20 protein-coding genes are annotated in these 25,246 nt (G+C 53.3%); all 20 read left to right on the forward strand.

Annotation, left to right across the window (positions count from 1 at the left end):
* The 20 genes from tssM to HA51_RS06980 all read left to right on the forward strand — a co-directional run bounded on the left by tssM (window position 1) and on the right by HA51_RS06980 (window position 25,243).
* A complete protein-coding gene (gene tssM, locus HA51_RS06885; protein ID WP_084933627.1) occupies window positions 1-3,630 on the forward strand; it encodes a type VI secretion system membrane subunit TssM in 3,630 nt (1,209 codons plus the stop codon).
* 14 nt (window positions 3,631-3,644) lie between these two features.
* On the forward strand, window positions 3,645-4,361 hold the full coding sequence (gene tagF / locus HA51_RS06890; RefSeq protein ID WP_084933630.1) for a type VI secretion system-associated protein TagF: 717 nt from the start codon (window positions 3,645-3,647) through the stop codon (window positions 4,359-4,361).
* 11 nt (window positions 4,362-4,372) lie between these two features.
* Window positions 4,373-5,392, forward strand: coding sequence for a type VI secretion system protein TssA (gene tssA, locus HA51_RS06895; protein ID WP_084933633.1), 1,020 nt, complete (start codon window positions 4,373-4,375; stop codon window positions 5,390-5,392).
* Window positions 5,393-5,471: 79 nt separating this feature from the next.
* Window positions 5,472-6,002, forward strand: coding sequence for a type VI secretion system contractile sheath small subunit (gene tssB / locus HA51_RS06900; RefSeq protein WP_084933636.1), 531 nt, complete (start codon window positions 5,472-5,474; stop codon window positions 6,000-6,002).
* Window positions 6,002-7,501, forward strand: coding sequence for a type VI secretion system contractile sheath large subunit (tssC, locus tag HA51_RS06905; RefSeq protein WP_084933638.1), 1,500 nt, complete (start codon window positions 6,002-6,004; stop codon window positions 7,499-7,501). The genes tssB and tssC overlap by 1 nt, the downstream gene beginning before the upstream one ends.
* A gap of 242 nt (window positions 7,502-7,743) precedes the next feature.
* Window positions 7,744-8,226 carry an Hcp family type VI secretion system effector gene (locus tag HA51_RS06910; RefSeq protein WP_084933641.1) on the forward strand — a complete coding sequence of 161 codons (483 nt, stop codon included), beginning with the start codon at window positions 7,744-7,746 and terminating at the stop codon, window positions 8,224-8,226.
* Between the two features lie 62 nt (window positions 8,227-8,288).
* Window positions 8,289-9,146 (forward strand): N-acetylmuramidase domain-containing protein, encoded by an 858-nt coding sequence (locus HA51_RS06915; RefSeq protein ID WP_084933644.1) that lies wholly within the window; start codon window positions 8,289-8,291, stop codon window positions 9,144-9,146.
* A gap of 11 nt (window positions 9,147-9,157) precedes the next feature.
* Window positions 9,158-9,712 carry a hypothetical protein gene (locus HA51_RS06920; RefSeq protein WP_084933646.1) on the forward strand — a complete coding sequence of 185 codons (555 nt, stop codon included), beginning with the start codon at window positions 9,158-9,160 and terminating at the stop codon, window positions 9,710-9,712.
* A 139-nt stretch (window positions 9,713-9,851) separates the two neighbouring features.
* Window positions 9,852-10,250 carry a lysozyme inhibitor LprI family protein gene (locus HA51_RS06925; protein ID WP_084933649.1) on the forward strand — a complete coding sequence of 133 codons (399 nt, stop codon included), beginning with the start codon at window positions 9,852-9,854 and terminating at the stop codon, window positions 10,248-10,250.
* 180 nt (window positions 10,251-10,430) lie between these two features.
* A complete protein-coding gene (tagH, locus tag HA51_RS06930) occupies window positions 10,431-12,281 on the forward strand; it encodes a type VI secretion system-associated FHA domain protein TagH (RefSeq protein WP_084933652.1) in 1,851 nt (616 codons plus the stop codon).
* The gene (locus HA51_RS06935) at window positions 12,278-13,069 is read left to right on the forward strand and encodes a PP2C family protein-serine/threonine phosphatase (RefSeq protein ID WP_084933654.1); all 792 of its coding nucleotides are present in this window, start codon (window positions 12,278-12,280) and stop codon (window positions 13,067-13,069) included. Before tagH ends, HA51_RS06935 begins: the two co-directional genes overlap by 4 nt.
* A 10-nt stretch (window positions 13,070-13,079) precedes the next feature.
* The gene (locus HA51_RS06940) at window positions 13,080-14,039 is read left to right on the forward strand and encodes a hypothetical protein (RefSeq protein ID WP_084933659.1); all 960 of its coding nucleotides are present in this window, start codon (window positions 13,080-13,082) and stop codon (window positions 14,037-14,039) included.
* A 16-nt stretch (window positions 14,040-14,055) separates the two neighbouring features.
* A complete protein-coding gene (locus HA51_RS06945; RefSeq protein ID WP_084933661.1) occupies window positions 14,056-14,883 on the forward strand; it encodes a type VI secretion system accessory protein TagJ in 828 nt (275 codons plus the stop codon).
* Complete coding sequence (tssE, locus tag HA51_RS06950) at window positions 14,873-15,448, forward strand: type VI secretion system baseplate subunit TssE (protein ID WP_084933664.1); 576 nt, start codon at window positions 14,873-14,875, stop codon at window positions 15,446-15,448. The genes HA51_RS06945 and tssE overlap by 11 nt, the downstream gene beginning before the upstream one ends.
* Before the next feature lie 2 nt (window positions 15,449-15,450).
* The gene (gene tssF, locus HA51_RS06955; protein WP_084933667.1) at window positions 15,451-17,325 is read left to right on the forward strand and encodes a type VI secretion system baseplate subunit TssF; all 1,875 of its coding nucleotides are present in this window, start codon (window positions 15,451-15,453) and stop codon (window positions 17,323-17,325) included.
* Window positions 17,322-18,371 carry a type VI secretion system baseplate subunit TssG gene (gene tssG / locus HA51_RS06960; protein ID WP_084933673.1) on the forward strand — a complete coding sequence of 350 codons (1,050 nt, stop codon included), beginning with the start codon at window positions 17,322-17,324 and terminating at the stop codon, window positions 18,369-18,371. The genes tssF and tssG overlap by 4 nt, the downstream gene beginning before the upstream one ends.
* Window positions 18,372-18,423: 52 nt before the next feature.
* The gene (gene tssH, locus HA51_RS06965) at window positions 18,424-21,030 is read left to right on the forward strand and encodes a type VI secretion system ATPase TssH (RefSeq protein WP_084933677.1); all 2,607 of its coding nucleotides are present in this window, start codon (window positions 18,424-18,426) and stop codon (window positions 21,028-21,030) included.
* Window positions 21,031-21,059: 29 nt separating this feature from the next.
* The gene (locus HA51_RS06970; RefSeq protein WP_084933681.1) at window positions 21,060-22,490 is read left to right on the forward strand and encodes a serine/threonine protein kinase; all 1,431 of its coding nucleotides are present in this window, start codon (window positions 21,060-21,062) and stop codon (window positions 22,488-22,490) included.
* 17 nt (window positions 22,491-22,507) lie between these two features.
* Window positions 22,508-24,433, forward strand: a complete 1,926-nt coding sequence (locus tag HA51_RS06975) for a type VI secretion system Vgr family protein (protein WP_084933685.1) — start codon at window positions 22,508-22,510, stop codon at window positions 24,431-24,433.
* A gap of 15 nt (window positions 24,434-24,448) precedes the next feature.
* Window positions 24,449-25,243 carry a DcrB-related protein gene (locus HA51_RS06980; RefSeq protein WP_084933688.1) on the forward strand — a complete coding sequence of 265 codons (795 nt, stop codon included), beginning with the start codon at window positions 24,449-24,451 and terminating at the stop codon, window positions 25,241-25,243.
* Window positions 25,244-25,246 lie beyond the last annotated feature (3 nt).

Below are 25,246 nucleotides of genomic sequence, written 5' to 3' on the forward strand. Positions count from 1 at the left end.
ATGCTGAATATGCTATTTGCGGTGTTAACCAGCCGACTCGCTTGGGGCTTTGTCGGTATCACCGCGCTCTCCTTTATCATTTGGGTGATTGGCCCAGTCTTTTCGATTGTTGATTCGCGTCCATTAGAACCAGAACAGAATCGCATGATCAGTATTGCGCTGCTGTATCTAGTGTGGGGACTGAGCCAGGCGATTCCTCGATTATACAACTTCTGGTTAAACCGCAAATTGATGTCGAGTCTTGAAACTTCCAAGACAGATATGCCTGACCAGGATCGCAAACGCCTGACGAATGAAGAGCAGGTTCTGGCAAGTCGTTTTTCTGAAGCCACCGACATGCTGAAAAAGGCGCATTTCCAGCGCCATAGCAGTAAAAGTGCTCCCTTCTGGGCACAACGCTTTAGCCATCAATACCTCTATCAATTGCCTTGGTACATGATCATTGGTGCACCAGGTGCGGGTAAAACCACCGCGCTGGTGAATTCAGGTCTGCAATTTCCGCTCGCAGATAAGTTTGGTAAAGCCGCGTTGCGTGGAATTGGCGGTACGCGTGACTGTGATTGGTGGTTTACCAACGAAGCGGTGCTGTTGGATACCGCAGGCCGCTACAGTACACAAGAGAGCCAACAGGAGCGTGATGCCAGCGAATGGCACCATTTTCTTGGGCTATTGCGTCAGTATCGTGGCCGTCAGCCGATCAATGGTGTCATTGTCACGTTAAGCGTGTCCGATCTCATGACCCAATCAACAGAAGCATTGCAAAATCAAGCTATTGCGCTGCGTCAGCGCCTGATGGAGTTGCATGACCGTCTCGGCATTCGCTTTCCGGTCTATGTGTTAGTCACGAAAACGGATTTGCTCAAAGGCTTTCGTAGCTACTTTGGTGCGCTGGATAAAGCGCAGCGTGAGCAAATCTGGGGCTTTACCTTCCCTTGGGCACAATCGTCCACTGCGGATTTCGAACTCAACACTCAGTTTCAACAGGAGTATTCGCTGCTGCAACAGCGGCTGGATGCGGGGCTGGCGGATACGCTTTTAGCCGAGAGTGATGCGCAGGCGCGCGCTGAAAGCTATCTGTTCCCACAGGAATTTGCCGCATTACGTCCGGTGCTGGCAGAGGCGCTCGATACGCTGTTTGCCCGTTCGGATTTTGAAACCCAATTCTCCCCACGCGGTATCTACTTCGCCAGTGGTACCCAAGAAGGATTGCCGTTTGACCGTGTCATGGGTGAATTGACGCGCGCCTTACATTTGCCAGGCCAACGGGAAGGGGAGTCTGATCGTTGGGACCAGGTTGATAAAGAGGCGCCAATTCCACCGAATAAGGGGCAAAGTTTCTTCCTTAAAGGTGTGCTGGAAAATGTGATTTTCCAGGAGTCAGGATTAGCCGGTAGCAACCGCTGGTGGGAGCTACGAAACCGTGCAGGGCTATGGTCAGGGTATCTGGCATTGCTGGTGTTGGTGTTAATCGCGTGTGCGCTATGGCTGACCAGTTTCAACAAAAACAAATCCTATCTTCAGGAGATGGCGAGCAAAACCCCGCAGGTTGAGCAGTTGGGCCAGCAGTTGCAAAATCAAGGCAGCGGCGATTTGTTTGCCTTGGTGCCTTACCTCAATACCTTGCTACATCTGCCTGAGAGTGCCGAGTTCTCGCTACAGGATCCCCCTTTAACCCGCCGCATGGGATTGTATCGCGGTACTGAAGTCAGTGATGCAACGCAAACGCTGTATGACAAAGCGTTGAAGCAACTGCTGCTACCCCAAGTGGCGCAAAACATCACTCGCTGGCTGCGCAATGATAATGGCAGTGATGCTGACTACAGCTACGAAGCGCTTAAAGCGTATCAGATGCTTTATCAGCCGAAGCATTACGACGGCAAATTCCTTCAGGCATGGCTGATGCTGAACATTGCACGTGAGCTGCCACAAAGTGTTACGCAACAGGAGGTTGAGCAACTCGCCGGGCACCTGCGCCAGCTGCTGGAAACGCAGATTCAGTCTTCTCCGTATGCTAAGGATGATGCGCTGGTAAAGCGCGAGCAGGCGCTTATTAATCAAATGCCGCTATCACAGCGCGTCTACGGACGGCTGAAGCGCCTGCTACAGCATGATGGCTCGCTGCAACCTGTCACGCTCGCGGCCTTGGGCGGCCCTCAAAGTGAACTGGTCTTCTCGCGTAAAAGTGGCAAATCAGTCAATGAAGGTGTGCCGGGACTCTTTACGCCAGAGGGCTACTGGCAGCACGTGGATAAGCAAATCGCTCCCGTGACGCAAGCGTTGTATCAGGATGATGTGTGGGTGCTGGATAGCGCGACCAATCCAGTGAGCAGCCAGCAGGTTGATTTAGCGGTACGTCAGCTCTATGTGCAGGACTATATCCGCCAGTGGGAACAATTCCTCAGCGATATCCAGCTCAATAACAGCGCAGACCTGGCGCAGCGTATTAACAGTGCCCGCTTGTTATCAGGCGCGCATTCACCGCTGCGTCAGATGATCATCAAACTTTCAACGCTACTGACGCTGACGCCAGCGGTCGACGACAAAGCAAAATCAACGCCGGCTGCACCATCAGGCAACAGTGCGACGCGCGCGCTGGAAAACTTATTCAGTGGCTCTCGGGCGAATGCAGCGCAAGGACAAGGGGCATTACAGCAGGCTCCTGAAACGGCAGTCGCGACCCATTTTGCCCCGATTCTGGAGCTGGCGCAGCCGTTGCAGCAGGGCAGCAAAGTGCTAGCGGTGGATGACTTCCTGCATCAGATCGACGACCTCTACCGTTATCTCACTGCCGTGCAGGATGCTGCCAACAGTGGCATGCCACCGCCTGCCAGCGATGCGATCAGCCGACTGCAAGCCAGTGCTGGACGATTGCCAGGATCGTTACAAAACATGGTATCCAGCATGGCGGTTGGAGCCAGCAGTGATGCGCAGCGTCGTGACATGGATAACGTGCGTAAGCGTATCAATATGGAAGTCGGCAGCTTCTGCCGCCAAGCCATTGGGGGGCGCTACCCGCTGGTACGCAGTGCTCGCAGTGAAGTGACGCCAGATGATTTGGCCCGGATGTTTGCCCCAGGCAGCGGGTTAATGGATAGCTTCTTCCGCGAAAACCTGGCCAGCAAAGTGGATACCACTAACGCATCCTGGCGCTTCACGCCGGGCATTGATGGCAAAAGCTTGCCAGGTGGCGAAGCGCTGCTGCGTCCATTCCAGCAGGCGCAGTCTATTCGGGATGCGTTCTTTACCAATGGCGCAACCACGCCTTCATTCCGCGTCACGATGCGTACCGTGAAGATGGACAACGACATCCTTAACCTGACGCTGGATGTGGACGGGCAAATTCTGCGTTACAGCCATGGCCCGCAAGCGGTGCAGATGGTGAACTGGCCGGGGCCGGGCGGTACCAGCCAGGTACGTATGCAGCTGGGTTTAACCAACGGTACGACCTCGACGCTGGTAACCAGCGGCCCTTGGGCACTGAATCGCTTCTTTGATCGCGCCCGATTGACCTCTGTGGGAGGCTTAACGCGCGAAGCCAGTTTCAATATCGATGGCCACCAGGTCACGCTGTCATTTACGCCTGGCAGTATCCGAAATCCGTTCCAGCTTACCGGCTTTAGCTGCCCCTGAAACAGGACCTGAAAATGACTCATTACGCCGCCCCCGGCTGGTACGGCAAATTGCCCAGTGCTGGTGACTTTGTGAAGCGCCGCTTCCCCGATGTGCTTTATCGGCAATGGTCCAACTGGTTTCAGGTCGGGCTTCATCACTGGCAAAACAACGAAGAGAGCCATAACGCACCGTCGCGTGCTTTTCTCAAAGCGCCCGTGTGGAATTTTGTCGTTCCGCCAATGTTGGGGAGCCAGTTGATTCAAATGGGATGTCTGATTGCCGCACGTGACAGCGTTGGTCGTCACTATCCGCTGTGTGCTTTGCGCCACTTTACGCCCACGGAGTGGACGCCCGCTTTACTGACGCGCTCCGGGGAATGGTATCAGCAGGTGGGGAACACCTTACTGCGAGTGGTGCAGAACGGCGGTACGCCAGAACAATTGGATCAGGCGCTGCTCAGCATTCCGCAGCCACAGCAGCCGTTAGTCGGCGATGAGCCTTCGGATATTCTCGATGTCATCGGCACCGGTGAGCACGCCTCTACATTGAACTGGAAACTGCCGGGTGAAAGCTTTGATCCGCAGTTTTACACCAGCTTTTGGTGGACAAATCAAAGTGACGGCTTCCCGCTTTATACCCAGGTACACAGCGGCAACTTTACCGCTCAGCTGTTTTCACTGCTGTTTGATCCTGCAGGTGGCGCCAAACCTGGACGAAATGGACTTTATCCCCCGATGTTTGAATCCTGAGGTGATACCGCATGACGATCAATCTTGATGCCTTACTGTCTCCGGTCAGCAGCGATAACCCTTGCGGCGATAACCTGGAATATCACGCAGATTTTCAGGCGATGGAACAAGCCAGTGCTGGCAAAGCAGAGCAGCAATTTGGCACCACCATCATTCCCGCCGAGCCGGCTGACTGGAATAAGGTCGAGAAGCTTGCCATCGATTTACTAGGCCGCAGTAAAGACCTGCGAGTGATGTTAGCACTCACTCACGCGTGGACGCAGTTAAAAGGCCTGCCGGGATATGCGCAGGGCCTGAAACTGATTGAACAATCTTTGCTGCTTTATTGGGAACCCCTGTGGCCCAGGCTGGAGGAGTTTGGCGAGGCCGATCCTTTCTATCGTATCAATGCCGTTGCGCTGCTGGGTGATAAATCTGCCTTAAGCGCGGCGGTGCGCCAATCTTGGCTTCTGCGTAACGCTTCTGACGGCATCACGCTGCGAGATGCGGCAGCGCTGTGCGATGGTAGTAAAACGGAGGTGGCTGAGTACCCCGGTGGTTTATCGCGCCTCACCGATGAGCTAACCCGTGCCGATCAGCCCGGAGCAGAAGCCGTCATCCAGATAAGTGAGCGTTTACAAACAATCTGTGAAACCCTGGCGGAAAGGTTAGATGATTCTGCTGTCCCGGAACTGATTCAGTTGCGTAAACAGATTGCGATAGTTGCTGAGCGCTGCCAGGCAACCGACCTCCGGGCGTTGCAGCCCGCAGTTGCCGTGGCGCAAACGATGGATTCCGCGCCCGCAGCGACACCCGTTGCGGTACGACCCCAGGCTGACTGGCGCAGCGTACAGCTGACCTCACGGGCTGATGCACAACTGATGCTGGAAAAGGTAAAGCAGTATTTCTCGCAACACGAACCTAGCCATCCCGCACCCTTAATGATTGACCGTGTGCAAAGGCTGATCGAACTCGATTTTATGGACATCATCCGCGATCTCGCGCCGGATGGCGTCAATCAGTTAGAAAACATCTTCGGACGTCGCGACTAAGCCTCCGTCCACTTCTATACGCAGCGAGACCTGCGCGCCTCCTGCGAGCCGTTACCCGCGCAATTTTATGGAGAAAACCATGGCACCTACGAAATCCAGTGGGCAGAAGTTTATTGCTCGCAATCGCGCGCCCCGCGTGCAGATCGAATATGACGTGGAAATTTATGGCGCGGAACGCAAAATCCAGCTGCCGTTTGTGATGGGGGTATTGGCCGATCTGGTGGGTAAGCCCCTGGAGCCGCAGCCGAGCGTCGACGAACGTAAATTCCTTGAAATCGACATCGATAACTTCGATGAACGCATGAAAGCGCTAAAACCCCGCGCTGCATTCCAGGTGGATAACACGCTGAATGGTGAGGGCAAGCTCAATATTGATTTGACCTTTGAGAGCATGGATGACTTTTCACCTGATGCCATCGCCCGTAACGTTGAGCCGCTAAGCAAGTTACTGGAAGCGCGCACGCAGTTGGCCAATTTGCTGACCTACATGGACGGTAAAAACGGTGCGGAAGAACTGATTGGTAAGATTCTGCAGGATCCTACGCTGTTGCAAGCCTTAACCCATCTGCCTAAGCAGAGCGAAGCATCAGACGGTAAGGAGGAGCAATAATGAGCGAAACATCTCAACAGCAGCAACCGCAGGGGGCTGTTAGCTTTTCTCAGGATGAGTTCAGCGCACTGCTTAACAAAGAGTTTCGTCCAACCAGCGATCAGGCACGTGAAGCCGTCGAGAACGCGGTGAAAACGCTGGCGCATCAGGCGCTGGAGAACACGGTCACCGTCTCTAACGATGCGTATCGCACCATCCAGGATCTGATTGCTGAGATCGATGAAAAGCTGTCCCAGCAGGTTAATCAAATCATTCATCATCAGGATTTTCAGCAGGTTGAGAGCGCATGGCGCGGCCTGAATTATCTGGTGAATAACACTGAAACAGATGAGATGCTGAAAATTCGCTTTATGAGCATCTCCAAGCAGGAATTGAGTCGTAGCCTGAAGCGCTTTAAGGGCGCAGGCTGGGATCAAAGCCCACTGTTCAAGAAAATCTATGAGCAGGAATACGGCCAGTTTGGTGGTGAGCCGTTTGGCTGCCTGGTGGGCGATTATTACTTCGACCACGGTCCACAAGATGTTGAACTGTTGGGTGAAATGGCGCGTATTGGTGCCGCAGCACACTGCCCGTTCATTACTGGTACAGCACCGACGGTGATGCAGATGGAGTCCTGGCAGGAGCTGGCAAATCCACGCGACTTGACCAAGATCTTTCAGAACACGGAATACGCGGCATGGCGCAGCCTGCGTGAATCAGAAGATGCACGCTACCTTGGATTGGTAATGCCGCGATTCCTTGCCCGTCTGCCTTATGGTATTCGCACTAACCCGGTCGATAGCTTCGATTTTGAAGAGCAGACCGACGGTTCCGATCACAACAACTACAGCTGGAGCAACGCGGCATACGCCATGGCAGCCAACATTAACCGCTCCTTTAAAGAGTACGGCTGGTGTACGGCGATTCGCGGTGTGGAGTCTGGCGGTGCGGTAGAAGATTTGCCCTGCCACACATTCCCAAGCGATGACGGCGGCGTGGATATGAAGTGCCCAACCGAGATCGCTATCAGCGATCGTCGTGAAGCCGAACTCGCCAAAAATGGCTTTATGCCGCTGGTGCATCGTAAGAACTCTGATTTCGCGGCCTTTATCGGTGCCCAGTCGCTGCAAAAGCCAACCGAATATCATGACCCTGATGCAACGGCAAATGCACGTCTGGCCGCGCGTTTGCCTTACCTGTTCGCCTGCTGCCGTTTCGCGCACTACTTGAAGTGCATCGTGCGCGACAAGATCGGCTCCTTCCGCGAGCGTGACGAGATGGAGCGCTGGTTAAATGATTGGGTCATGAACTACGTCGATGGCGATCCAGCTAACTCATCGCAGGAAACCAAATCCCGTAAACCTCTGGCCGCCGCTGAAGTTAGCGTGGAAGAGCAAGAAGATAACCCTGGCTACTACGCTGCGAAGTTCTTCCTGCGTCCGCACTATCAATTGGAAGGGTTAACGGTTTCATTGCGACTGGTATCCAAATTGCCATCACTGAAATCGAATGAAAGCTAATATTGAATTTTTTTAAACGAGTTTATTAACTGTATTTACAATATTACGTAAATGGATTCACGACTTTTTATTGCCGCAGGAGATGTGGCAATAAAAACACCCTCTGGATATCACCTGTAGCGTTATTCAGAAACCGAGGCAGAGGTAAAATATGGACTGTTTTATTCAGCCCCATGCTTTCCTGTTTGCCATAACGATGCTTTCTTTAAAGCAAAACGTAAATCAAGCAAGAGAAGATAATTATGGCTATTGATATGTTTTTAAAAGTTGACGGTGTAACTGGCGAATCAAAAGATTCAAACCACACCGGATGGACCGATATCACTTCATTTAACTGGGGTGCGAATCAGCCTGGTAATATGTCTGTTGGCGGCGGCGGTGGTGCGGGTAAAGTCAACTTCAATGACTTACATATTACCGCATTAATTGACAAATCTACGACAGCTATTTTGAAGGCTTGCGCAAGTGGTAAGCATGTTACTAAAGTTGAAGTGTCTGTGTGTAAAGCAGGCGGTCAACAAGTAGAATACACCCGCATTACTCTGGAAGATGTATTAGTCACTTCTGTGCAATACACAGGTTCTGATAATGGAGATACCGTTGGTATTTCCTACGCTTTCCAGGCAGCAAAAGTTAAACAACAATACTGGGAGCAGAGCACTTCTGGTGGAAAAGGTGCAGAAAGTAGCGCTGGTTGGGATATAAAGAGCAATAAAGAAGCTTAATATAATGCGCCCCGTTAGGGGCGCATTATCATTCACTTAAATTGACTTTAAAGGGAATTTACATGAGTACAATAAGAATAAGTCAAGGAGTTGGTGTTAGACAGCCAAATAAACATCGTGATGTTAAGACCGTTCAATTATTGTTAAATGAAAACAAAGATATCACTTCATCCAGTGATGAACTCAAAGTTGATGGCTACATTGGCGAAAAAACTATTACCAAAATTAAAATATTCCAAGAGAAAGTTGTTAAGCTGAGTAATCCGGATGGAATTATCTCGCCACATGGACCAACCATGCGTCGATTGCATGGAAATATTGTACCTACAAAGAATGTTAATATCAGTCTGGATACCACTGCTTCCCAGGTAACAGACGAAATGTATGTAAGCATGGCAAAAGCTTTGAACTGCGAACCCGCCGCTATCAAAGCTGTTGTTATGTCAGAAACAAAACAAAGTCCCTTTGATGCATCTGGCAGGCCAACGATCTTGTATGAAAGGCACTATTTCAGCAAATTGACAGATCAAAAGTACGATAAAAGTCACCCTGACATATCTGGTAAACCATATGAACACTACGGTAAATTCAGTGAACAATATGACAAATTGAATAAAGCGATTGCTTTAGATAGGTCTGCCGCACTTCAATCGGCTTCATGGGGGGCTTTCCAGATTATGGGTAGCAATTATTCGACCTCAGGTTATGCAAATATTGAGGCTTTTGTTCAAGGAATGAACACCATTTCTGGGCAAGTGTATGCCTTTGTGAATCACGTATCTCATACACCAACGCTTTTAAACGCTATCCGCACTAAAAATTGGGCAAGCTTTGCCAGGTACTATAATGGTAAAGACTACAAAAAGAACAATTATGATGTTAAATTATCTAGAAATTATGATTATGCGTTGCATCAATGATTGAGGAATCTATGAAAAAGTTTTTTTCTTATTCAGCTTTGGCCTTAATGATGTTTAGCCCCTTGGCATTAGCATCTGTCTCACTGTCTCAACCGAAGTCTACAGAATTTGATAAAACCATCATTACTGAAGCTGAACATCATGGTTTGAGTAGAATTGAACTGGATAAAAGTCAAACATTTACTGTTTTAAATAATGGTAAAGTGCTAGGCACCCTTATACAAGGTAAGGGGTGGGTAAGAGAAGTTCAGCCTGTGTGTTTTGTTGGTTGGAGTAAAGATGGTAAGAAAATTGACCAATTTATGCCAACAATTGGACAGGGCGACTGGGAAACTGTGGGGTGTCACAAAGTTGAATCAGTTGGTTTGATATCAAAGAAAGATGATGAAAACGCCAAACTCGCTGTTATTTATACCATTGAAGCTTCAGATCATTATGGTAATGATTATTATGTTGTTGGCTTTAATAAATCAAATGACATTTTCTATGATGAAAGTACAACTGAGAAATTCCAAAACTCTTATCTGAAGACCATAGCTGATCTACGTAAGGTTTATCAGAAGTAACACGATGAAGACCCTTATGATGGTTTTATAATTGTAATTCATTAGGGTCATTATTCTTCCTCCCATGTTTCTTTTTTAATACCCTTCCTGATAAGTAATTTTATGATTTTTCTTTTATATGGGTAAAATGATGGGTGTCATGAGCTTGGTTAGAATTTTAATAGCGGTGTTTTTATGTTTTTGTGTGAGCTTGCCAGCTTTAGCCGACAATGTTTGCACTAACTCACATTTCGATGGCGAACTTTATCAATGCACCGTTCAAAAGAAGAAGCTTGCTGAAGAAAATTTAAACCAAGAATATGCCATCGCCAAAAAACGTATTGTGCAAATGTATGGTGCCGCGCAACAACAAGCGAATGAATATATTTCCAACGTTGTTGAGACTCAGCGCAGTTGGCTTAAATACCGCAACGGACAGTGTGATTTAGAAGCGTCGGCCGCTGAGAAGGGGAGCAGTGTCCATGAAGTTGCCAGTAACCTCTGCATAATAAGAATGGATAAAGAACGAACTTCCATGCTTAAGCAACTCCCCTATTAAAACGACTGCCCCGCAACCTTATTTATCATCATAACTTAAAAACTAAATCACCAAATTAGTTCGTTAAAACTCAACTCTCTGCCCCGGACATTAAGAAGCCCAATTTAGCTTCTATATCCCGCACTTCTCTTCGAGTGGTGCGCAGTATAGATGCCGAACCGCTAACCGCAGGAACCCGTTATGCGCTTTACAATAATAACGACTAAACCCGGCCACCAGCCGCCGCAAACTCAGTGTGATTTTTTACCCCCTGGCGGCACCATTGGTCGCGGGGTCGATAACAATTTGGTGCTTCCTGATGATGATCGCACCATCTCTCGCTTACAGGCGATCGTTCATATCACGGCAGAGGGAGAATACCGTCTGACTAATCGCGGTAATGTCACACGCGTGCTGCTTAACGATATTCCGTTGGAACGCGGTCGTCAGGTTGAGCTGCAGGATGGCGACGTGCTGGGCATTGATGACTACCAGTTACTGGTCAACGAACTCAATACCACTCAGCAAACCAAAGCCGCTCCGCTTGCTGCCCCCTCTGTCGTTATGGCTGATGAGCTGCCGGTAGAGAAAGAGAGCAGTACCGCAGCCATCCCTAGTGAAATCTGGGATAGCCTCGCCAAAGAGTTTTCAATCTCGGATGATTTGTCGAAGCGTAAAAAACCGCTGTCAGAGCAAACGACGTCACACCCGCTGATGGCCCCCGCGGCGAAAGAACGCAATCCTGAAGATCCGCTGGCGCAGCTGCTAAGCGATGCACCTTTAGATATTGGACAGCAACAGAAAGTCACCGGCCTGTTCGATGAAGACGATGCCTTATTCTCCCAAGAAAGCATCTTTGAGGATCGCACGCCAAGCACGCTGTCGGCGCAGCAAAACGCCACCGCGCAGCCTCAACTGGAGGCACCCTCAACCGAACTCGATCCTCTGAGCCTGTTTGGCAACCAGAGTAGCGCTGATGCACGCAATCATGATGATCCACTAGGACTGATGATGGGCAATGCCGTACCGCTGGCGCAGCCTGAACTGCCCATCGTTGAACCTGCTCCGCCCATCGCTGAACCTGAACCGTTGCCGCAACATGCGAAACCTGAACCGTTGCAACAGCATGCTGATGAGCAGCCTGAAGCTGCCTCGGTGGAGCTAGCGGATCTCAACAGCTCGCCACTGTTTGAAAATACCGAAACCCAAGCCACCACAGAACCACAGCCCCTCGTTGAACCTGAGTTGGAACCCGTCGAAGTATTGAGTTCGCAGCTCGATTACGGTGGCATCACGCTACCGACGCCGCAAGCGGTTCAACGCACCCCATCGCCGACACCAAAAGGGCGCTTGCGTATTGATCCCGTCGCCTCCAGCAGCCAAAGCCGTGCGGCAGAGTCGAGCGGCAACGCCAGTTCTGCGAATGGTGATGCGCTTAAAGGTGAATTGTTGGATGCGTTGTTGGAAGGCATGGGCCTGCGCGATTTACAGCCGACGCCGCAGTTTGACCGCGACCAGATGCTGCAATTTGGTCAGATGCTCAGCATGTTCTCACAAGGCACGGTGGCGTTACTCTCCTCACGCTCAATCCTCAAGCGCGGTGTAAAAGCCGACATGACGGTGATCCTGGATGATGCCAACAACCCCTTCAAATTATTGCCATCAGGTAAGACGGTATTAATGCAGATGTTCGGCAGTCGTATGCCGGGCTTTATGCCACCGCGCCAGGCGGTGCGTGATGCATTGATCGATCTGCAAGCTCACCAGCTCGGCATGATCGCCGGGATCCGCGCCATCATCGCTTCGATGCTGCAATCCTTTAATCCAGACCAGTTAGAGGAAGAGGCGCGTCAGGCGGGATCAGTTTCTCGTCTGGGGTTGCCCGGTAGCCGTAAAGCTGCCCTGTGGGAACACTTCGTTGAGCGCTATGGCGAAACCGCAGGCGAAATTGAAGACGATTTCCACACCCTGTTTGGTGAAGCTTTCCTTCACGCCTATGACCTGGAAGTCAATCAGTACAAAGACTCACAAACCCACACGGATGAGACATGAATATCACTATTGCTTCCACGTCGAATCAGGGCGACCGCGCCAGCAATCAAGATCAAACCGGTGACATCATCGGTGAACGTTCAGCCTGTTTTGTCGTCTGCGATGGCGTGGCCGGATTCCCGGGCGGTGATGTTGCGGCAGAGATTGCTCGCACCAGTTTGATGGAGGCGTTCGATGGCAACGCTCACCTGAATGCCCAGTCCATCCGGGACTATGTGAATCACGCTAACCACTCGATTCGTCAGCAGCAGAAAGCCAATAGCCAACACAGCCGTATGGGCACGACGTTGGTGAGCTTGTTTATCGACCGTGATTACGAACTGGCTTATTGGGCGCATGCGGGCGATAGCCGTTTATACCTGTTTCGTCGCGGATATCTGTATCACGTCACCACCGATCACAGCCTGGTGCAGCAAATGAAAGATGCCGGTCACCAGACCGAAGGAATCAACAGCAATCTGCTCTATTTTGCTTTGGGGATGGGCGATGAGCAGCGAGATGCCAGTTACAGCGATGTGATTGCGATTGAAGATGGTGATGCGTTTTTGCTGTGCACCGATGGTTTTTGGCATGGCGTGACACTGGAACAGATGCAGCAGTCATTGCACATGGTGAATACGCCAGAGGAGTGGCTCACCCTGATGCAGCAAATCATTAAAAACAGCCAACCGGAACAAGGCCAGCAGGATAACTTCAGCGCGCTGGCTGTCTGGGTTGGCTCACCGCAGGACACCACCTTACTGCATTCGCTCTCCGAAGCGGCGCAGTTTTTCCCTCTTAGAGATTGAGAACGCCAACATGAAATATGGATTATTGGGATTGGCTGCGCTTCTGCTCAGCTCACAGGCTGTTGCTAAGAACTATCGCATTGTGCAGTCTCCGGCACAGAAGCTGGATATCTGGATTGATGATGTAAAAGATAATCAAGTCGCGAGCTGGTGTCAGAGTAACGTGGATTTACGTATCGTCACTAAAGGCGACAAAAACGCATCAGTGCTAGATGACTTTTTACCCCGTGTTGCCGGGTTGATGGCCTCGCAGTGTAAATCCTTACAGCAGCTGCACTGGCAGTTAACTGATGACGAGGGTGCGAAGTTAGCGACAGGTAGCGCGACCAAAGCACAGCAGTGGGCTTCAGTGGTCACGCCCCCGCCCGTCGAACAGCCCGCTGCCGTCACTACCCCAGTCTTAAATTCTCCCCCCGCTGACACGACGCCATGGCTGCAATTCAGCTTGTTGGATGGCTGTCATTTCCGCACCTGGTGGCAACACCCTGCGCAAACTAGCGCGCTGTTTGTTCCGGCTAAACAGGGATTAGTGTGTGGTAAAGAGGGTTGGTTAAGTGGCCACAGTAGCCTGACCCAAATGGGCCACGGTGCGGCGAAAACCGTAGCGGTCACCTTTCTGCAAGGCTTCCCGGTGGCGGGGCTCAATACAAAATCTCCGAGTAGTGAACTGACTATCACCACCGTCAACAGTGAACGCATGGTGTTGAGTAATGAGAAATCCCCTGACAGCTGGCTGGTGTTACCTTTCAGCACGCAATTCAACGGATGGCAGGCGATAAACCAGGTTGTCGTTCAGATGCCAGCCAGCGAGGCCGCTGATGAGAGTGCACTCCACGCACGCCTGCAAGAAGTACGCAAAGTCTGGTCACCGTGGATCGACAGCGATACCGCTCTCAAAGTGTTACTGGTGGATCAGCTTCATCCGGAGTTGAAAGACCCGGCAGCAGCGGTCTACCGCACGCTTAACTAACGCAAAAGGAGATTGCATGGAGACGTTACAACAGCGCCTGGCGAACAGCCCATTAGCGGACAATCTGGCCGATATTACCCGTCAAATTCAGGCCAATCCGGCAAATGCAGATCTGCGTGCCGCCTTTGTGCAAATGTTGTGTCTTGCAGGCAACTGGTCACGTGCACAGACGCAGTTGCAATCCTGGTTAGCGATGACACCGCAGGCTCAGCCCACCGTCACCTTATTACAACAGGCGATTGCCGGTGAGCAGCTACGTGAAGCGGTGCTGAAAGGCGAAGCTGAACCACAATTGCCCGGCAGCAGTTGGTCATGGTGTGAAACGTTGCTGGCGGCACTGCGCGCAGACATTGCAGGCCAACCCGCACAGGCCGCTGCGATGCGCATGGAAGCTTTGGATCAGGCTGAAGCCAATCCCGGTTCGCTTCAGCAGCAGGCGCACGCCACTGATTTTGCCTGGCTGATGGACGGCGACAGTCGCTTTGGCCCGGTATGCGAAGTTATCGCCAATGGCCGCTATTACTGGATCCCGTTTGCCGCCATCCGCGAAATGCAGTTTCAGGCACCCAGTGGCGTCACCGATCTGGTGTGGCGTCACACGCGTGTGCAGCTGGTCGATGGCAGCGAACAAGTGTGCCAAATTCCAGCGCGCTATCCGTTGCAAGCAGGTGCTGATGAGCGCTATCTGCGCGCCAGCGTGACGGAGTGGCAAGCACTGGACGAGGATAACAGCCAGTTTATCGGTTACGGCCAGAAAGTATGGTTGAGCGACAGTGCGGAGCACCCGTTATTGACGTTGCAACATCTCACTTTCGATAACATCGAGCCAGCTGATGAGCAGTGATTACAGTACGCAGGATGATGGTTACGCCCAATTACACGGTGGCTATCGTTCACGTAAAAATCGCGACAGCTTAACCGCACGCGACAAGCTGCAGTCATCGCTGCTGGATCGCCTGACTGACCATTCGCCTGACAAAACCCATGAACCCAACAACAGCATGTTAATCACGCATAACACGCTCCGCCGCAATGTATTGCGTGATTTGCAGTGGCTGTTTAACACCATCAACAACGAAGCGCAGCAAGACCTCAGTGCGTATGGCGATGTGCAGCGGTCGGTATGGAACTTTGGCGTGGCGCCGCTGGCAGGGCAGAACATCTCGGATATTGAATGGCAGGATATGCAGCGCAAAATGACCGATGCCATCCTGCATTACGAACCGCGCATTCTGCCGCAAGGCTTACAGGTGAGGTGCGTTAGCGACCTGAAATCACTCAGTTTGCACAACATGTTGTCGATTGAGATTAAAGGGCGGCTGTGGTGCGTGCCTTATCCGCTGGAGTTTCTCTTCCGTACGCAAGTTGATCTGGAAAGCGGTCATTTCGAACTACTGGATGCAGGCTAATCATGGACAGCAAACTGCTCGATTATTACAACCGTGAACTCGCTTATCTGCGTGAGATGGGCGCGGAGTTTGCTGCGCATTATCCCAAAGTGGCTGGGCGTTTGGGGATGCGCGGTATTGAGGTCGCTGACCCATACGTTGAACGCATGATGGAAGGGTTTGCCTTTCTGACCTCACGCGTGCAGCTGAAAATGGATGCCGAGTTTCCGCGTTTTTCACAGCGTATGCTGGAAATGATTGCGCCAGGCTACCTTTCGCCCACGCCTTCGATGGCTATCGCGCAACTGACGCCTGACACGCAAAAAGGGGATATCAGCAATGGCTTCATGGTACCGCGCGGCACCATGATGGAGAGCCAGCATCTGAAGAAAAGCGGCGTCACCTGCAGCTACACCACGGCGCACGATGTGATGCTGCAACCCCTGCACATCAGCGAGGTTTCGCTTGGCGGCGTCCCAGCGGATATTCCACTCAGCGAACTCAAACTCAGTGGCATTGGCGCAGCTAGCGCGCTGCGTATCCGCATCGAGTGCGAAGGCATCTCCTCTCTGGACCAGCTGAAGCTGGATGATGTGATGTTCTACTTGAGCGGCCCGGATATTCAGGCGCTGAAGCTGCTGGAGCTGCTGATGCAGCATCGCGTTGCCATTCTGGTGCAGTCCGTGGAGAAAAAGCCGATTCGTCGCGTGTTGGGCGATGACGCCTTGCAGCAAGAAGGGTTTGCAGCTGAGCAAGCGTTGCTGCCAGACGATTTACGTAACTTCGACGGCTATCGTTTGCTGCAAGAGTATTTTGCTTTCCCGGCGCGTTTTCAATTCATCAGCTTACGTCAGCTATCGCCCTTTATTCGCCAGTGCGACAATGCTCAGGCTTTTGAAATCATTGTGTTATTGGATGTGGCGGATAGCGCGCTGGAGAGCGTGGTAGATACCAGCCATTTAGCACTGCATTGCACGCCAGTGATCAATCTGTTCCCGAAGACCGCGGAACGATTAAAAGTCAGTGACAGCCAGCATGAATACCATCTGGTGGTCGATAACATTCGCCCGCTGGATTATGAAGTCCACTCAGTTAAGCGTCTGTTTGCCACTGTTGAAGGCAAGCGTGAAGAACAAATCTTCCGCCCTTTTTGGAGCACTTTCAGCGGTGATGGCGGTGATTACGGAGCCTATTTCTCACTGCGCCGCGAACAACGTACGCTGTCCGAGCATGCGCAGCGCTACGGCACGCGCACCGGCTATATCGGTTCGGAAGTCTTTCTCTCGCTGGTGGATGAGCAGCACACACCGTGGCGCGATGACTTGCGCTATCTCTCCGCCGATGTGATGTGTACCAGCCGTGATTTGCCGCTAATGTTGCTGCAGCAAGAGCAGGGCAATTTTGTCATGCCAGATTCAATCCCGGTTGGCCAGTTACGGCTGCGTAAGGGGCCGACGCCGCCGCGTCCAGCTCTGGCCGAAGGTCTCTCTTCGTGGCGCTTGATTAGCCATCTGCAAATGAACTATCTCAGCCTGATGGACAGTGACGAAGGTGAGGGCGCTGCCGCACTGCGCCAGCTCCTCAGTCTGTACGCCAATTTAGCCGATGCGCCCGTTTCGCGTCAGATTGAAGGCATTCGCCATTGCCAGCTGAGTGCGGTCAATCGCCGCGTTCCTGAACCGGGCCCGGTGGTGTTTGCGCGCGGTGTCAGCATTACGCTGGAGGTGGATGAGCAGGCATTCTCAGGGGCCAGTCCTTGGTTACTGGGCAGTGTGCTGGAACGTGTCTTTGCACGACTGGTGGCGTTAAACAGTTTCACGGAGTTCACCCTGAACAGCCAGCAGCGTGGCGAAGTCGGTTACTGGCCGCCGCGCATGGGCAAGAAGGCGCTGATATGAGTGAAACTGCGCAAGTGATCCCATTGCAGCGTGCCACGCACTTGCCAGATGATTTCTGGCAGGCCGTGATGGCCGCACCCTGGCGCTACGATCTCTTTCAGTTACTGCGCAAAGTGGATGCGCAGAGTGGTCAGCGTTATGCGTTAGGCCGCGCGCCGCTGCCAAAATTTGAAGCGGTGCGCATTGGGCAAACGCCTTCGCTGGCTTTCGCGCCCGCGGCGCTGGCAAAAGTCAGCCAGCGCGAAAAGGACGGTCGCCATCAGATATCCCTTTACAGTTTTGGCTTATTTGGCCCCAACGGGCCGCTGCCGACGCACCTGACCGAGTATGTGTACGAACGTATTGTGCACCATCAGGACCACAGCTTCGCGGCCTTTGCCGATCTGTTCCATCATCGCGCTGCCTTGCTGTTTTATCGCGCCTGGGCCGATGCACAGCCGACGGCATCGCTGGATCGCAGTGATGACAGTCGCTTCCGCAACTACCTGGCATGCCTTTCTGGTCTTGGATTGCCTGCTCAGCAGCAGGGCAGTTCACTCAGCCTGCATGCGCGATTGATGTTGGTCGGTCATCTAAGCCGTCATGGTCACGATGCGGAAGGGTTAGTCCGTATTCTACGCCTCTATTTTGGCGTGCCAGTGGCGCTTGAGGAGAACGTACCGCAATGGCTCTCTCTGGATAAGCGCGATCAGGCGCGTTTGGGCGCGGGAAGGCACATGCCGCGCTTGGGGCAATCCGGGTTTCTGGGCATTGCCGTGCGCGATGTTCAACACCGGTTTCGTTTACGGCTGGGGCCGCTCACTGCGGAACAATATGCCCACTTCCTGCCGGATGCACCGGGCGCACGTGAAGTCCGCGACTGGGTTCGTCACTACCTTGGCATTGAGATGCAATGGGATCTCACGCTCGTTCTGGCTGCGGACGCGGTGCAGGGCGTGAAGCTGAGCGGCAACAGTCGGCTCGGTTACACCAGTTGGCTGGGGCAACGTCCACAGCCGCAAGATCGCGACGATTTTGTTTTTGAGGTTGAGGCAGCAGCACGCTAGCCCATCCCCTTTTCTGCTTTACCGCCTGCTTCTTACATCAAAGAGACTCACTATGTCTGAAATCAGCCGTGCCGTATTGTTCGGCAAATTGGATACGCTGTTATTTACCTCGCTGGAAAGCGCGACCGCTTTTTGTAAGTTGCGCGGCAACCCTTATGTTGAATTGGTGCATTGGTTACATCAGCTGATGCAGCAGCAAGAGGGTGACCTGCAGCGGGTAATCAGCCATTTTTCACTGGATGAAAACGCGCTGACGCGAGATGTCGTTGCCGCCCTTGACCGCCTGCCACGTGGTGCAAGTGCCGTTTCCGATCTCGCTGAACACATTGATAGTGCAGTGGAGCGAGCCTGGGTTTACGCCTCGCTCAAATACGGTGCCACGCGCATACGTGGCGGTCATCTGCTAATCGGAATGCTAAAAACCTTCAACCTCGCCAGTGTGTTAAAGGGCATCTCACCGCAATTTGCCCGCATCAATGCCGATGCGTTGTTGGAGCAGTTCGATCACGTGCTGGGCAGCAGCAAAGAAGCGCAGCAGTCTGCGGTTCAGCCCAATGCTGAAAACGTCGCGCCGCCTGCCGGTACAAATACCCTGGCGCAGTACGGTCAGGACCTCACCGCTCGTGCCCGTGAAGGCCGCATCGATCCTGTGACCGGACGCGATGAAGAGATCCGTCAGATGGTGGATATCTTGATGCGTCGCCGTCAAAACAACCCGCTGCTGACGGGGGAAGCCGGTGTGGGTAAAACCGCGGTGGTGGAAGGTCTGGCCTTGCGTATTGCCGCTGGCGATGTCCCTGCATCACTGCGTGATGTGCAGTTGTGGCTGCTGGATATCGGCATGCTACAGGCGGGGGCCGGAATGAAAGGCGAGTTCGAGGCGCGTTTGCAGGCACTGATCAATGACGTGCAATCCAGCCCCACGCCGATTGTGCTGTTTGTGGATGAGATCCACACGCTGGTGGGTGCGGGTGGACAGCAGGGCACCGGTGATGCCGCCAACCTGCTGAAACCGGCGCTGGCGCGCGGGCAACTGCGCACCATCGGGGCCACCACCTGGGCAGAATATAAAAAATATATCGAGAAAGATCCGGCACTGACGCGCCGATTCCAGACCGTGCAGGTGCAGGAGCCGGATGAAGCCAAAGCGATTCTGATGCTGCGCAGTACTGTGAGTGCTTTGGAGAAACATCATCAGGTATTACTGCTGGATGAAGCAGTTAGCGCGGCAGTCAAGCTGTCGCATCGCTATATTCCAGCCCGCCAGTTGCCAGATAAAGCGGTGGCGTTGCTGGATACGGCCTGTGCGCGTGTGGCGGTGAGTCAGGGCGCACAGCCTGCGGCACTGGAAGATTGTTTACATCGTCTGGCGGCGCTCGACATCGAAGCGGAAATCATCGCGCGCGAAATCACCGTCGGTTTGGGCGACGTGGCGCGTCAGCAAGAGATGGCAGCACAGCGTGTGGCGCTGGAAGCTGAACGTGATGCACTTGAGCAACGCTGGCAACAAGAGCGTGAGCTGGTAGAGCAGCTGATAGCTCTACGCGCACGTTGTGTGGTGGAAGGTGAAGCTGTGCTGCGCGAGGCATTGGATAGCACGCAGCAGCAGTTGCGTGAAGTGCAGGGTGAAACGCCCCTGCTGTTTGCCGCCGTGGATGCCAGCGTGGTGGCTGCCGTGGTCTCAGACTGGACCGGGATCCCACTGGGGCGCATGGTGAAAAATGAGATCGACGCGGTGTTGAACCTCGCCGATACCCTGAATCAGCGCGTGATCGGCCAGCACCACGGTTTGGATTTGATCGCGAAACGTGTGCGTACCTCGCGCGCGCGTCTCGACAATCCCAACAAGCCCGTGGGCGTCTTCATGCTGTGTGGTCCTTCCGGCGTGGGTAAAACTGAGACCGCGCTGGCACTGGCCGAGTCTTTGTATGGCGGTGAGCAGAACATCATCACCATCAACATGAGTGAATTCCAGGAAGCGCACACGGTTTCGACCTTAAAAGGAGCGCCTCCGGGCTACGTTGGTTACGGCGAGGGCGGTGTGCTGACCGAAGCCGTGCGCCGTCGGCCTTACAGCGTTGTCTTGCTGGATGAGATCGAGAAAGCCCACCCCGATGTGCATGAGCTGTTCTTCCAGGTATTTGATAAAGGCTGGATGGAGGATGGCGAAGGCCGCCACATCGATTTCCGCAACACCATCATCATTCTCACCTCCAACGTTGGAACACAGTTGATCAGTGCGCTTTGCGCCGATCCTGAGCTGATGCCCGATTCTGAAGCGCTCAGCACCGCCCTGCGCAAACCCCTGCTGGAGGTATTCCCGCCTGCGCTGCTTGGCCGTCTGCTGGTCGTGCCGTATTACCCCCTGAGCGATGCCATGCTGGCTGAAATTGTGCAGTTGCAGTTGGCGCGCATTGTTCGTCGTCTGGCAGACAACCACAACATTGAGGCCGAGATTGATGCCTCTGTCGTGAGCCAGATCGTTCAACGTTGCACTGAGGTGGAATCAGGCGGCCGCATGGTCGATGCCATCCTCACGAATACCCTGTTGCCGCAGATGAGCCAGATGTTGCTCAGCGCCCACGCCCGCGATGAACGCTATCGCCGAGTGCAGGTGCGTTGTGAGCAAGGCGAGTTTGTTTGCCAGTTCGATGTTTAAAGCCGTTAGTTCTCAGAGAGTTTTCGAATATGTCGGAACACGATAATACCCTGAATGTACCCAATGCTTTGCCACTGGGATACCGTTTCAATGAGTTTGAAATTAAAGAAGTTATCGGTGGTGGCGGCTTTGGCATTGTCTATCGAGCCTGGGACCATCAACTCGAACGCGATATCGCCATCAAAGAGTTTATGCCTGCCTCACTTGCGGTGCGCAGTGACGATCTCAACCTGGTGCTGCGCAGTGAGCGTCTCAGCAAAACCTTCCACGCCGGTTTGAACAGTTTTATTCAGGAAGCGCGTTTGCTGGCGCGGTTTAACCATCCCAACTTGCTGCATGTGCTGCGTTTCTGGGTACAGAACGATACCGCCTATATGGGCACGGTGTTTTACAGCGGCACCACGCTGTCGAACTTTCGTGAACGTAATCCGCGGTTGGTTGATGAAACCTGGATTCGTCGCCTACTGCCGCCATTATTGGGTGCCATCAAAACCATTCATGAAGCCGGTTATCTGCATCGTGACATCTCGTTAGATAACATTCAGATCCAGAGCAACGGCGAGCCCGTGCTGCTCGATTTTGGTTCCGCACGTAAAACCATCGGCAATCTGTCCGATGAGAGCGAAACCATGTTGCGGCCGGGTTATGCGCCGATTGAGCAGTACAGCGATAACGATGAAAGTGAGCAAGGTGCCTGGACGGATATCTACGCACTGGGTGCCGTTCTGCATACCCTGATTACTGGTGCACCGCCGCCAGTCAGTGTGGTGCGCAGCATCGAGGATAACTACCTGCCACTGGCGCCGCGTCGCCTACCCGGCTTCTCACCTGCGTTGTTGAGTGCGGTCGATCACGCATTGGCGCTTAAGCCTGAAGATCGCCCGCAGAGTATTGATGCTTTTGCCGAGTTGATGGCGCTGCCAGAGCGTGAGTCTGAGCCTGTACTGAGTGCCAAAATCAGCGGACCAGGCACTATGCTGGTGCCGATTGAGGAAGCAGAAGAGGAAGCTGCCGTCTCGCCTGTCAAAGCGTTACTGCGCCATCGATTCGCGTTGCCGGGCTTAGTCGCTGCCGGTGTGCTGGTGGGACTCTGTGTCGGCCTGATGATGTCTGGCGGCAGTGAAGATGCGCCAGCTGTTGAAACGGCTCAAGTTAGCGCACCCTCCACGACGCCAGCACCCGTCGAATCTACTCCCGTTGCGCCTGCCGCGCCACCGAAGGCCGAACCTGCGCCTGTGCCAGCCGAACCGGTTGCGCAGGTGTATATCAAGCTTCAGCAAGGCGAGCATGTGCAGGTCAATGGCAAGCCTCAGGCACTGGTACCGGCGACCAATGGCTTCGCCTCGTTACAGTTGGCACCCGGTTCTTACACCTTCGCCATCAGCGGCCAAGCTGGCACGCGTGAGCAAACCTTGCAGATTAGCCAGGAAGGCGTCTGGTTGCTCGATCCACAAAGTTAATTGTTAGGGACTTACATATGTTCTCACGCATCACCGCACAGCTGCCGATGGACGGCCTGCTGTTCTGGAAACTGAAGGGCACCGAGGCGCTCTCCCACTCATTTACGCTGGAGGCGGAGCTGCTGTCCACCGACGCGCGGGTAGACCGCCACGCGCTGCTGGGGCAGCCGGTGACGTTCACGCTGCCGACGCAGAGCCTGCTGAACCCGCGCTACCTCAACGGCAAAATCACCCGGGTATCGGTGCGCAGCGAGGAGCTGAACGGCACGCGCTACGCGGTATACGCGCTGACGGTGGAGCCGGACCTGTGGCCGATGAAGCGGGACCGCAACCTGCGCATCTTCCAGGGGCAGACGGTGCCGCAGATAGTACAGACGCTGCTGAAGGAGTACGGGGTGAACGTGGAGTCGCGGCTGAGCGGCAGCTACCGGGTGTGGGAATACTGCGTGCAGTACCAGGAGAGCAGCTTTGACTTCATCAGCCGGCTGATGGAGCTGGAGGGGATTTACTACGGCTTTCGGCACGAGGCGGAGCGTCACGTGATGGTGCTGTGCGACGCGGCGGACCAGCACCAGCCGTTCCCGGGCTACGAGACGATTGCGTACCATGTGACGCCGTCGGGCGGGAGCGTGACGGAGGAGGGCATCAGCCAGTGGTCGCTGGAGGAGAGCGTGACGCCGGGGATGTACAGCACGGACGACTACGACTTCCGCAAGCCGAACGCGTGGATGCTGCAGGCGCGGCAGAACCCGGCGTCGCCGGTGCCGGGCTCGGTGGACGTGTATGACTGGCCGGGTCACTTTGTGGACCACAGCCACGGCGAGTTTTACACGCGCATCCGCCAGGAGGTGTGGCAGGTGGAGCACCACAGCGTGAGCGGTTCGGGCACGGCCACGGGCATCGCGCCGGGCTTTACCTTTTCGATTCTCAACGCGCCACACTTCAGCGACAACGGGGAGTACCTGGTGACGTCGGCGCAGTATGACTTCGCGGAGAACAGCTACGCCAGCGGCGACGGGGAAGGCTCAACGCACAACATTGCGTTCACGGTTTTGCCGGCAGGGGTGACGTACCGCGCGGCGCCGGCGACGCGGTGGCCGAAGACGCACGGCCCGCAGACGGCGAAGGTGGTGGGTCCGAAGGGGGAGTCCATCTGGACGGACCGCTACGGGCGGGTGAAGGTGAAGTTCCACTGGGACCGGCTGGCGAAGGGCGACGACACCAGCTCGTGCTGGGTGCGCGTCTCAAGCGCGTGGGCGGGCCAGGGCTTCGGCGGGGTTCAGATCCCGAGGGTGAACGACGAGGTGGTGGTGGACTTCATCAACGGCGACCCGGACCGTCCGCTGATAATCGGCAGGGTGTACAACGAGGCGAGCATGCCGCCGTGGGCGCTGCCGGCGGCGGCGACGCAGATGGGGTTTTTAAGCCGTTCAAAGGACGGGAATGCGGACACGGCAAACGCGCTGCGCTTCGAGGATAAGGCGGGTGAGGAGCAGGTGTGGATTCAGGCCGAAAGAAATATGGATACACACGTTAAGAATGATGAAACTCACAGCGTGATGAATAACCAGACGGTGGCAGTTGGGGCTAATCATGAAACCCGTGTACAGGGCGATCATACCATTGGCACACAGGGAAACAGCAAGACTCTGACAACCGGAAACCGCATAGAAAGAACTTTAGCCTCCTATGTCATAGCCGCGGGTGAAAGTATCCGTATTGAATGCGGACTCAGTGCGATTGAATTGACCAAAGAAGGTGAAATCAATTTTATCGGCAAGAATTTTAATCTTACGGTGGACAGTAAAGGTGAGATTAATACGAAAAGTGGTGAGCTCAATTTAAATCCTTCTGGCGGAACCGCTGCAATTGTCTCTCCTGGCGGGGGGCATAAAGATACCATTAAAAACGAGATTGAAAATTATTTCTCTTCTTCAGAGTAATGTTAAGGAATAACTATGGCTATTTATACTCTTCAGGAAGCCTCGCTAGAGTTGCCCGATATATTTAAAGACCGCACTATGAATTTGTTCACACTCAGCGAGAATAATGCCAGCGAGTTCACTTTTGTGGTATCACGGGCTTCGGCATCCCATGATGATACTGTGCAGAAAGTTGCTGCAAGAATCCTAAAAGAAATGGGCACGACTGTAGAGGCATTCGCCAGCATTACATCAAAAGTTATCACGGTTGATGGCTTATCCGCTGTTGAGCTTTTTTATCATTTTGAAAATGGTGGCGTTCAGATATGGCAGAAGCAGACCGTAATTCTGCTCGATGAAGAGCTGAGTGGGAAGAAGGTGGTCTGTTATATCGGAACCTGCCCAGGGAAATTCGGTGAATATTATCAAAAACAGTATCAGACGATCATCAACAGTATCCGTTTCAATCATTCTGAAAGTGATATTGAACCCCTCCCCATATCACCCGACTCTACCGATACTTTTTTCTCTCTCGATAATGACACCAAAATCCTCACTGCTCATGAAACGGTCAACTCACTCTATCAGCATGTTGATTTAAAGAGAGCACTGAATGGACATTACTTATTTTTTAATTCAGCGGGTCAGTCACTACATATTGCGGCGCTGAATGATCAAGAACCACTACGTTACGCGTTGTGGACGTCACCGGGAAGGCACAATTCATCTCTATCTGGCGTGATTGACGTTGTTAAGCAATTTGAAGGGCCTGAGGAGTTAAACAGCGAAGAGCAAATCAGGGCTTTTTTACAGAGGCATAAGGATGTGTAAGCT

This window comes from Pantoea rwandensis (genome assembly GCF_002095475.1).
In the GTDB taxonomy this organism is placed as follows: Bacteria; Pseudomonadota; Gammaproteobacteria; order Enterobacterales; family Enterobacteriaceae; genus Pantoea; species Pantoea rwandensis.

What these genes read in the sequence shown, in the direction of transcription:
- tssM (WP_084933627.1), top strand. Translation starts at nt 1, where the DNA reads ATGCTGAATATGCTATTTGCGGTGTTAACCAGCCGACTCGCTTGGGGC.
- tagF (WP_084933630.1), top strand. Translation starts at nt 3,645, where the DNA reads ATGACTCATTACGCCGCCCCCGGCTGGTACGGCAAATTGCCCAGTGCT.
- tssA (WP_084933633.1), top strand. Translation starts at nt 4,373, where the DNA reads ATGACGATCAATCTTGATGCCTTACTGTCTCCGGTCAGCAGCGATAAC.
- tssB (WP_084933636.1), top strand. Translation starts at nt 5,472, where the DNA reads ATGGCACCTACGAAATCCAGTGGGCAGAAGTTTATTGCTCGCAATCGC.
- tssC (WP_084933638.1), top strand. Translation starts at nt 6,002, where the DNA reads ATGAGCGAAACATCTCAACAGCAGCAACCGCAGGGGGCTGTTAGCTTT.
- HA51_RS06910 (WP_084933641.1), top strand. Translation starts at nt 7,744, where the DNA reads ATGGCTATTGATATGTTTTTAAAAGTTGACGGTGTAACTGGCGAATCA.
- HA51_RS06915 (WP_084933644.1), top strand. Translation starts at nt 8,289, where the DNA reads ATGAGTACAATAAGAATAAGTCAAGGAGTTGGTGTTAGACAGCCAAAT.
- HA51_RS06920 (WP_084933646.1), top strand. Translation starts at nt 9,158, where the DNA reads ATGAAAAAGTTTTTTTCTTATTCAGCTTTGGCCTTAATGATGTTTAGC.
- HA51_RS06925 (WP_084933649.1), top strand. Translation starts at nt 9,852, where the DNA reads ATGAGCTTGGTTAGAATTTTAATAGCGGTGTTTTTATGTTTTTGTGTG.
- tagH (WP_084933652.1), top strand. Translation starts at nt 10,431, where the DNA reads ATGCGCTTTACAATAATAACGACTAAACCCGGCCACCAGCCGCCGCAA.
- HA51_RS06935 (WP_084933654.1), top strand. Translation starts at nt 12,278, where the DNA reads ATGAATATCACTATTGCTTCCACGTCGAATCAGGGCGACCGCGCCAGC.
- HA51_RS06940 (WP_084933659.1), top strand. Translation starts at nt 13,080, where the DNA reads ATGAAATATGGATTATTGGGATTGGCTGCGCTTCTGCTCAGCTCACAG.
- HA51_RS06945 (WP_084933661.1), top strand. Translation starts at nt 14,056, where the DNA reads ATGGAGACGTTACAACAGCGCCTGGCGAACAGCCCATTAGCGGACAAT.
- tssE (WP_084933664.1), top strand. Translation starts at nt 14,873, where the DNA reads ATGAGCAGTGATTACAGTACGCAGGATGATGGTTACGCCCAATTACAC.
- tssF (WP_084933667.1), top strand. Translation starts at nt 15,451, where the DNA reads ATGGACAGCAAACTGCTCGATTATTACAACCGTGAACTCGCTTATCTG.
- tssG (WP_084933673.1), top strand. Translation starts at nt 17,322, where the DNA reads ATGAGTGAAACTGCGCAAGTGATCCCATTGCAGCGTGCCACGCACTTG.
- tssH (WP_084933677.1), top strand. Translation starts at nt 18,424, where the DNA reads ATGTCTGAAATCAGCCGTGCCGTATTGTTCGGCAAATTGGATACGCTG.
- HA51_RS06970 (WP_084933681.1), top strand. Translation starts at nt 21,060, where the DNA reads ATGTCGGAACACGATAATACCCTGAATGTACCCAATGCTTTGCCACTG.
- HA51_RS06975 (WP_084933685.1), top strand. Translation starts at nt 22,508, where the DNA reads ATGTTCTCACGCATCACCGCACAGCTGCCGATGGACGGCCTGCTGTTC.
- HA51_RS06980 (WP_084933688.1), top strand. Translation starts at nt 24,449, where the DNA reads ATGGCTATTTATACTCTTCAGGAAGCCTCGCTAGAGTTGCCCGATATA.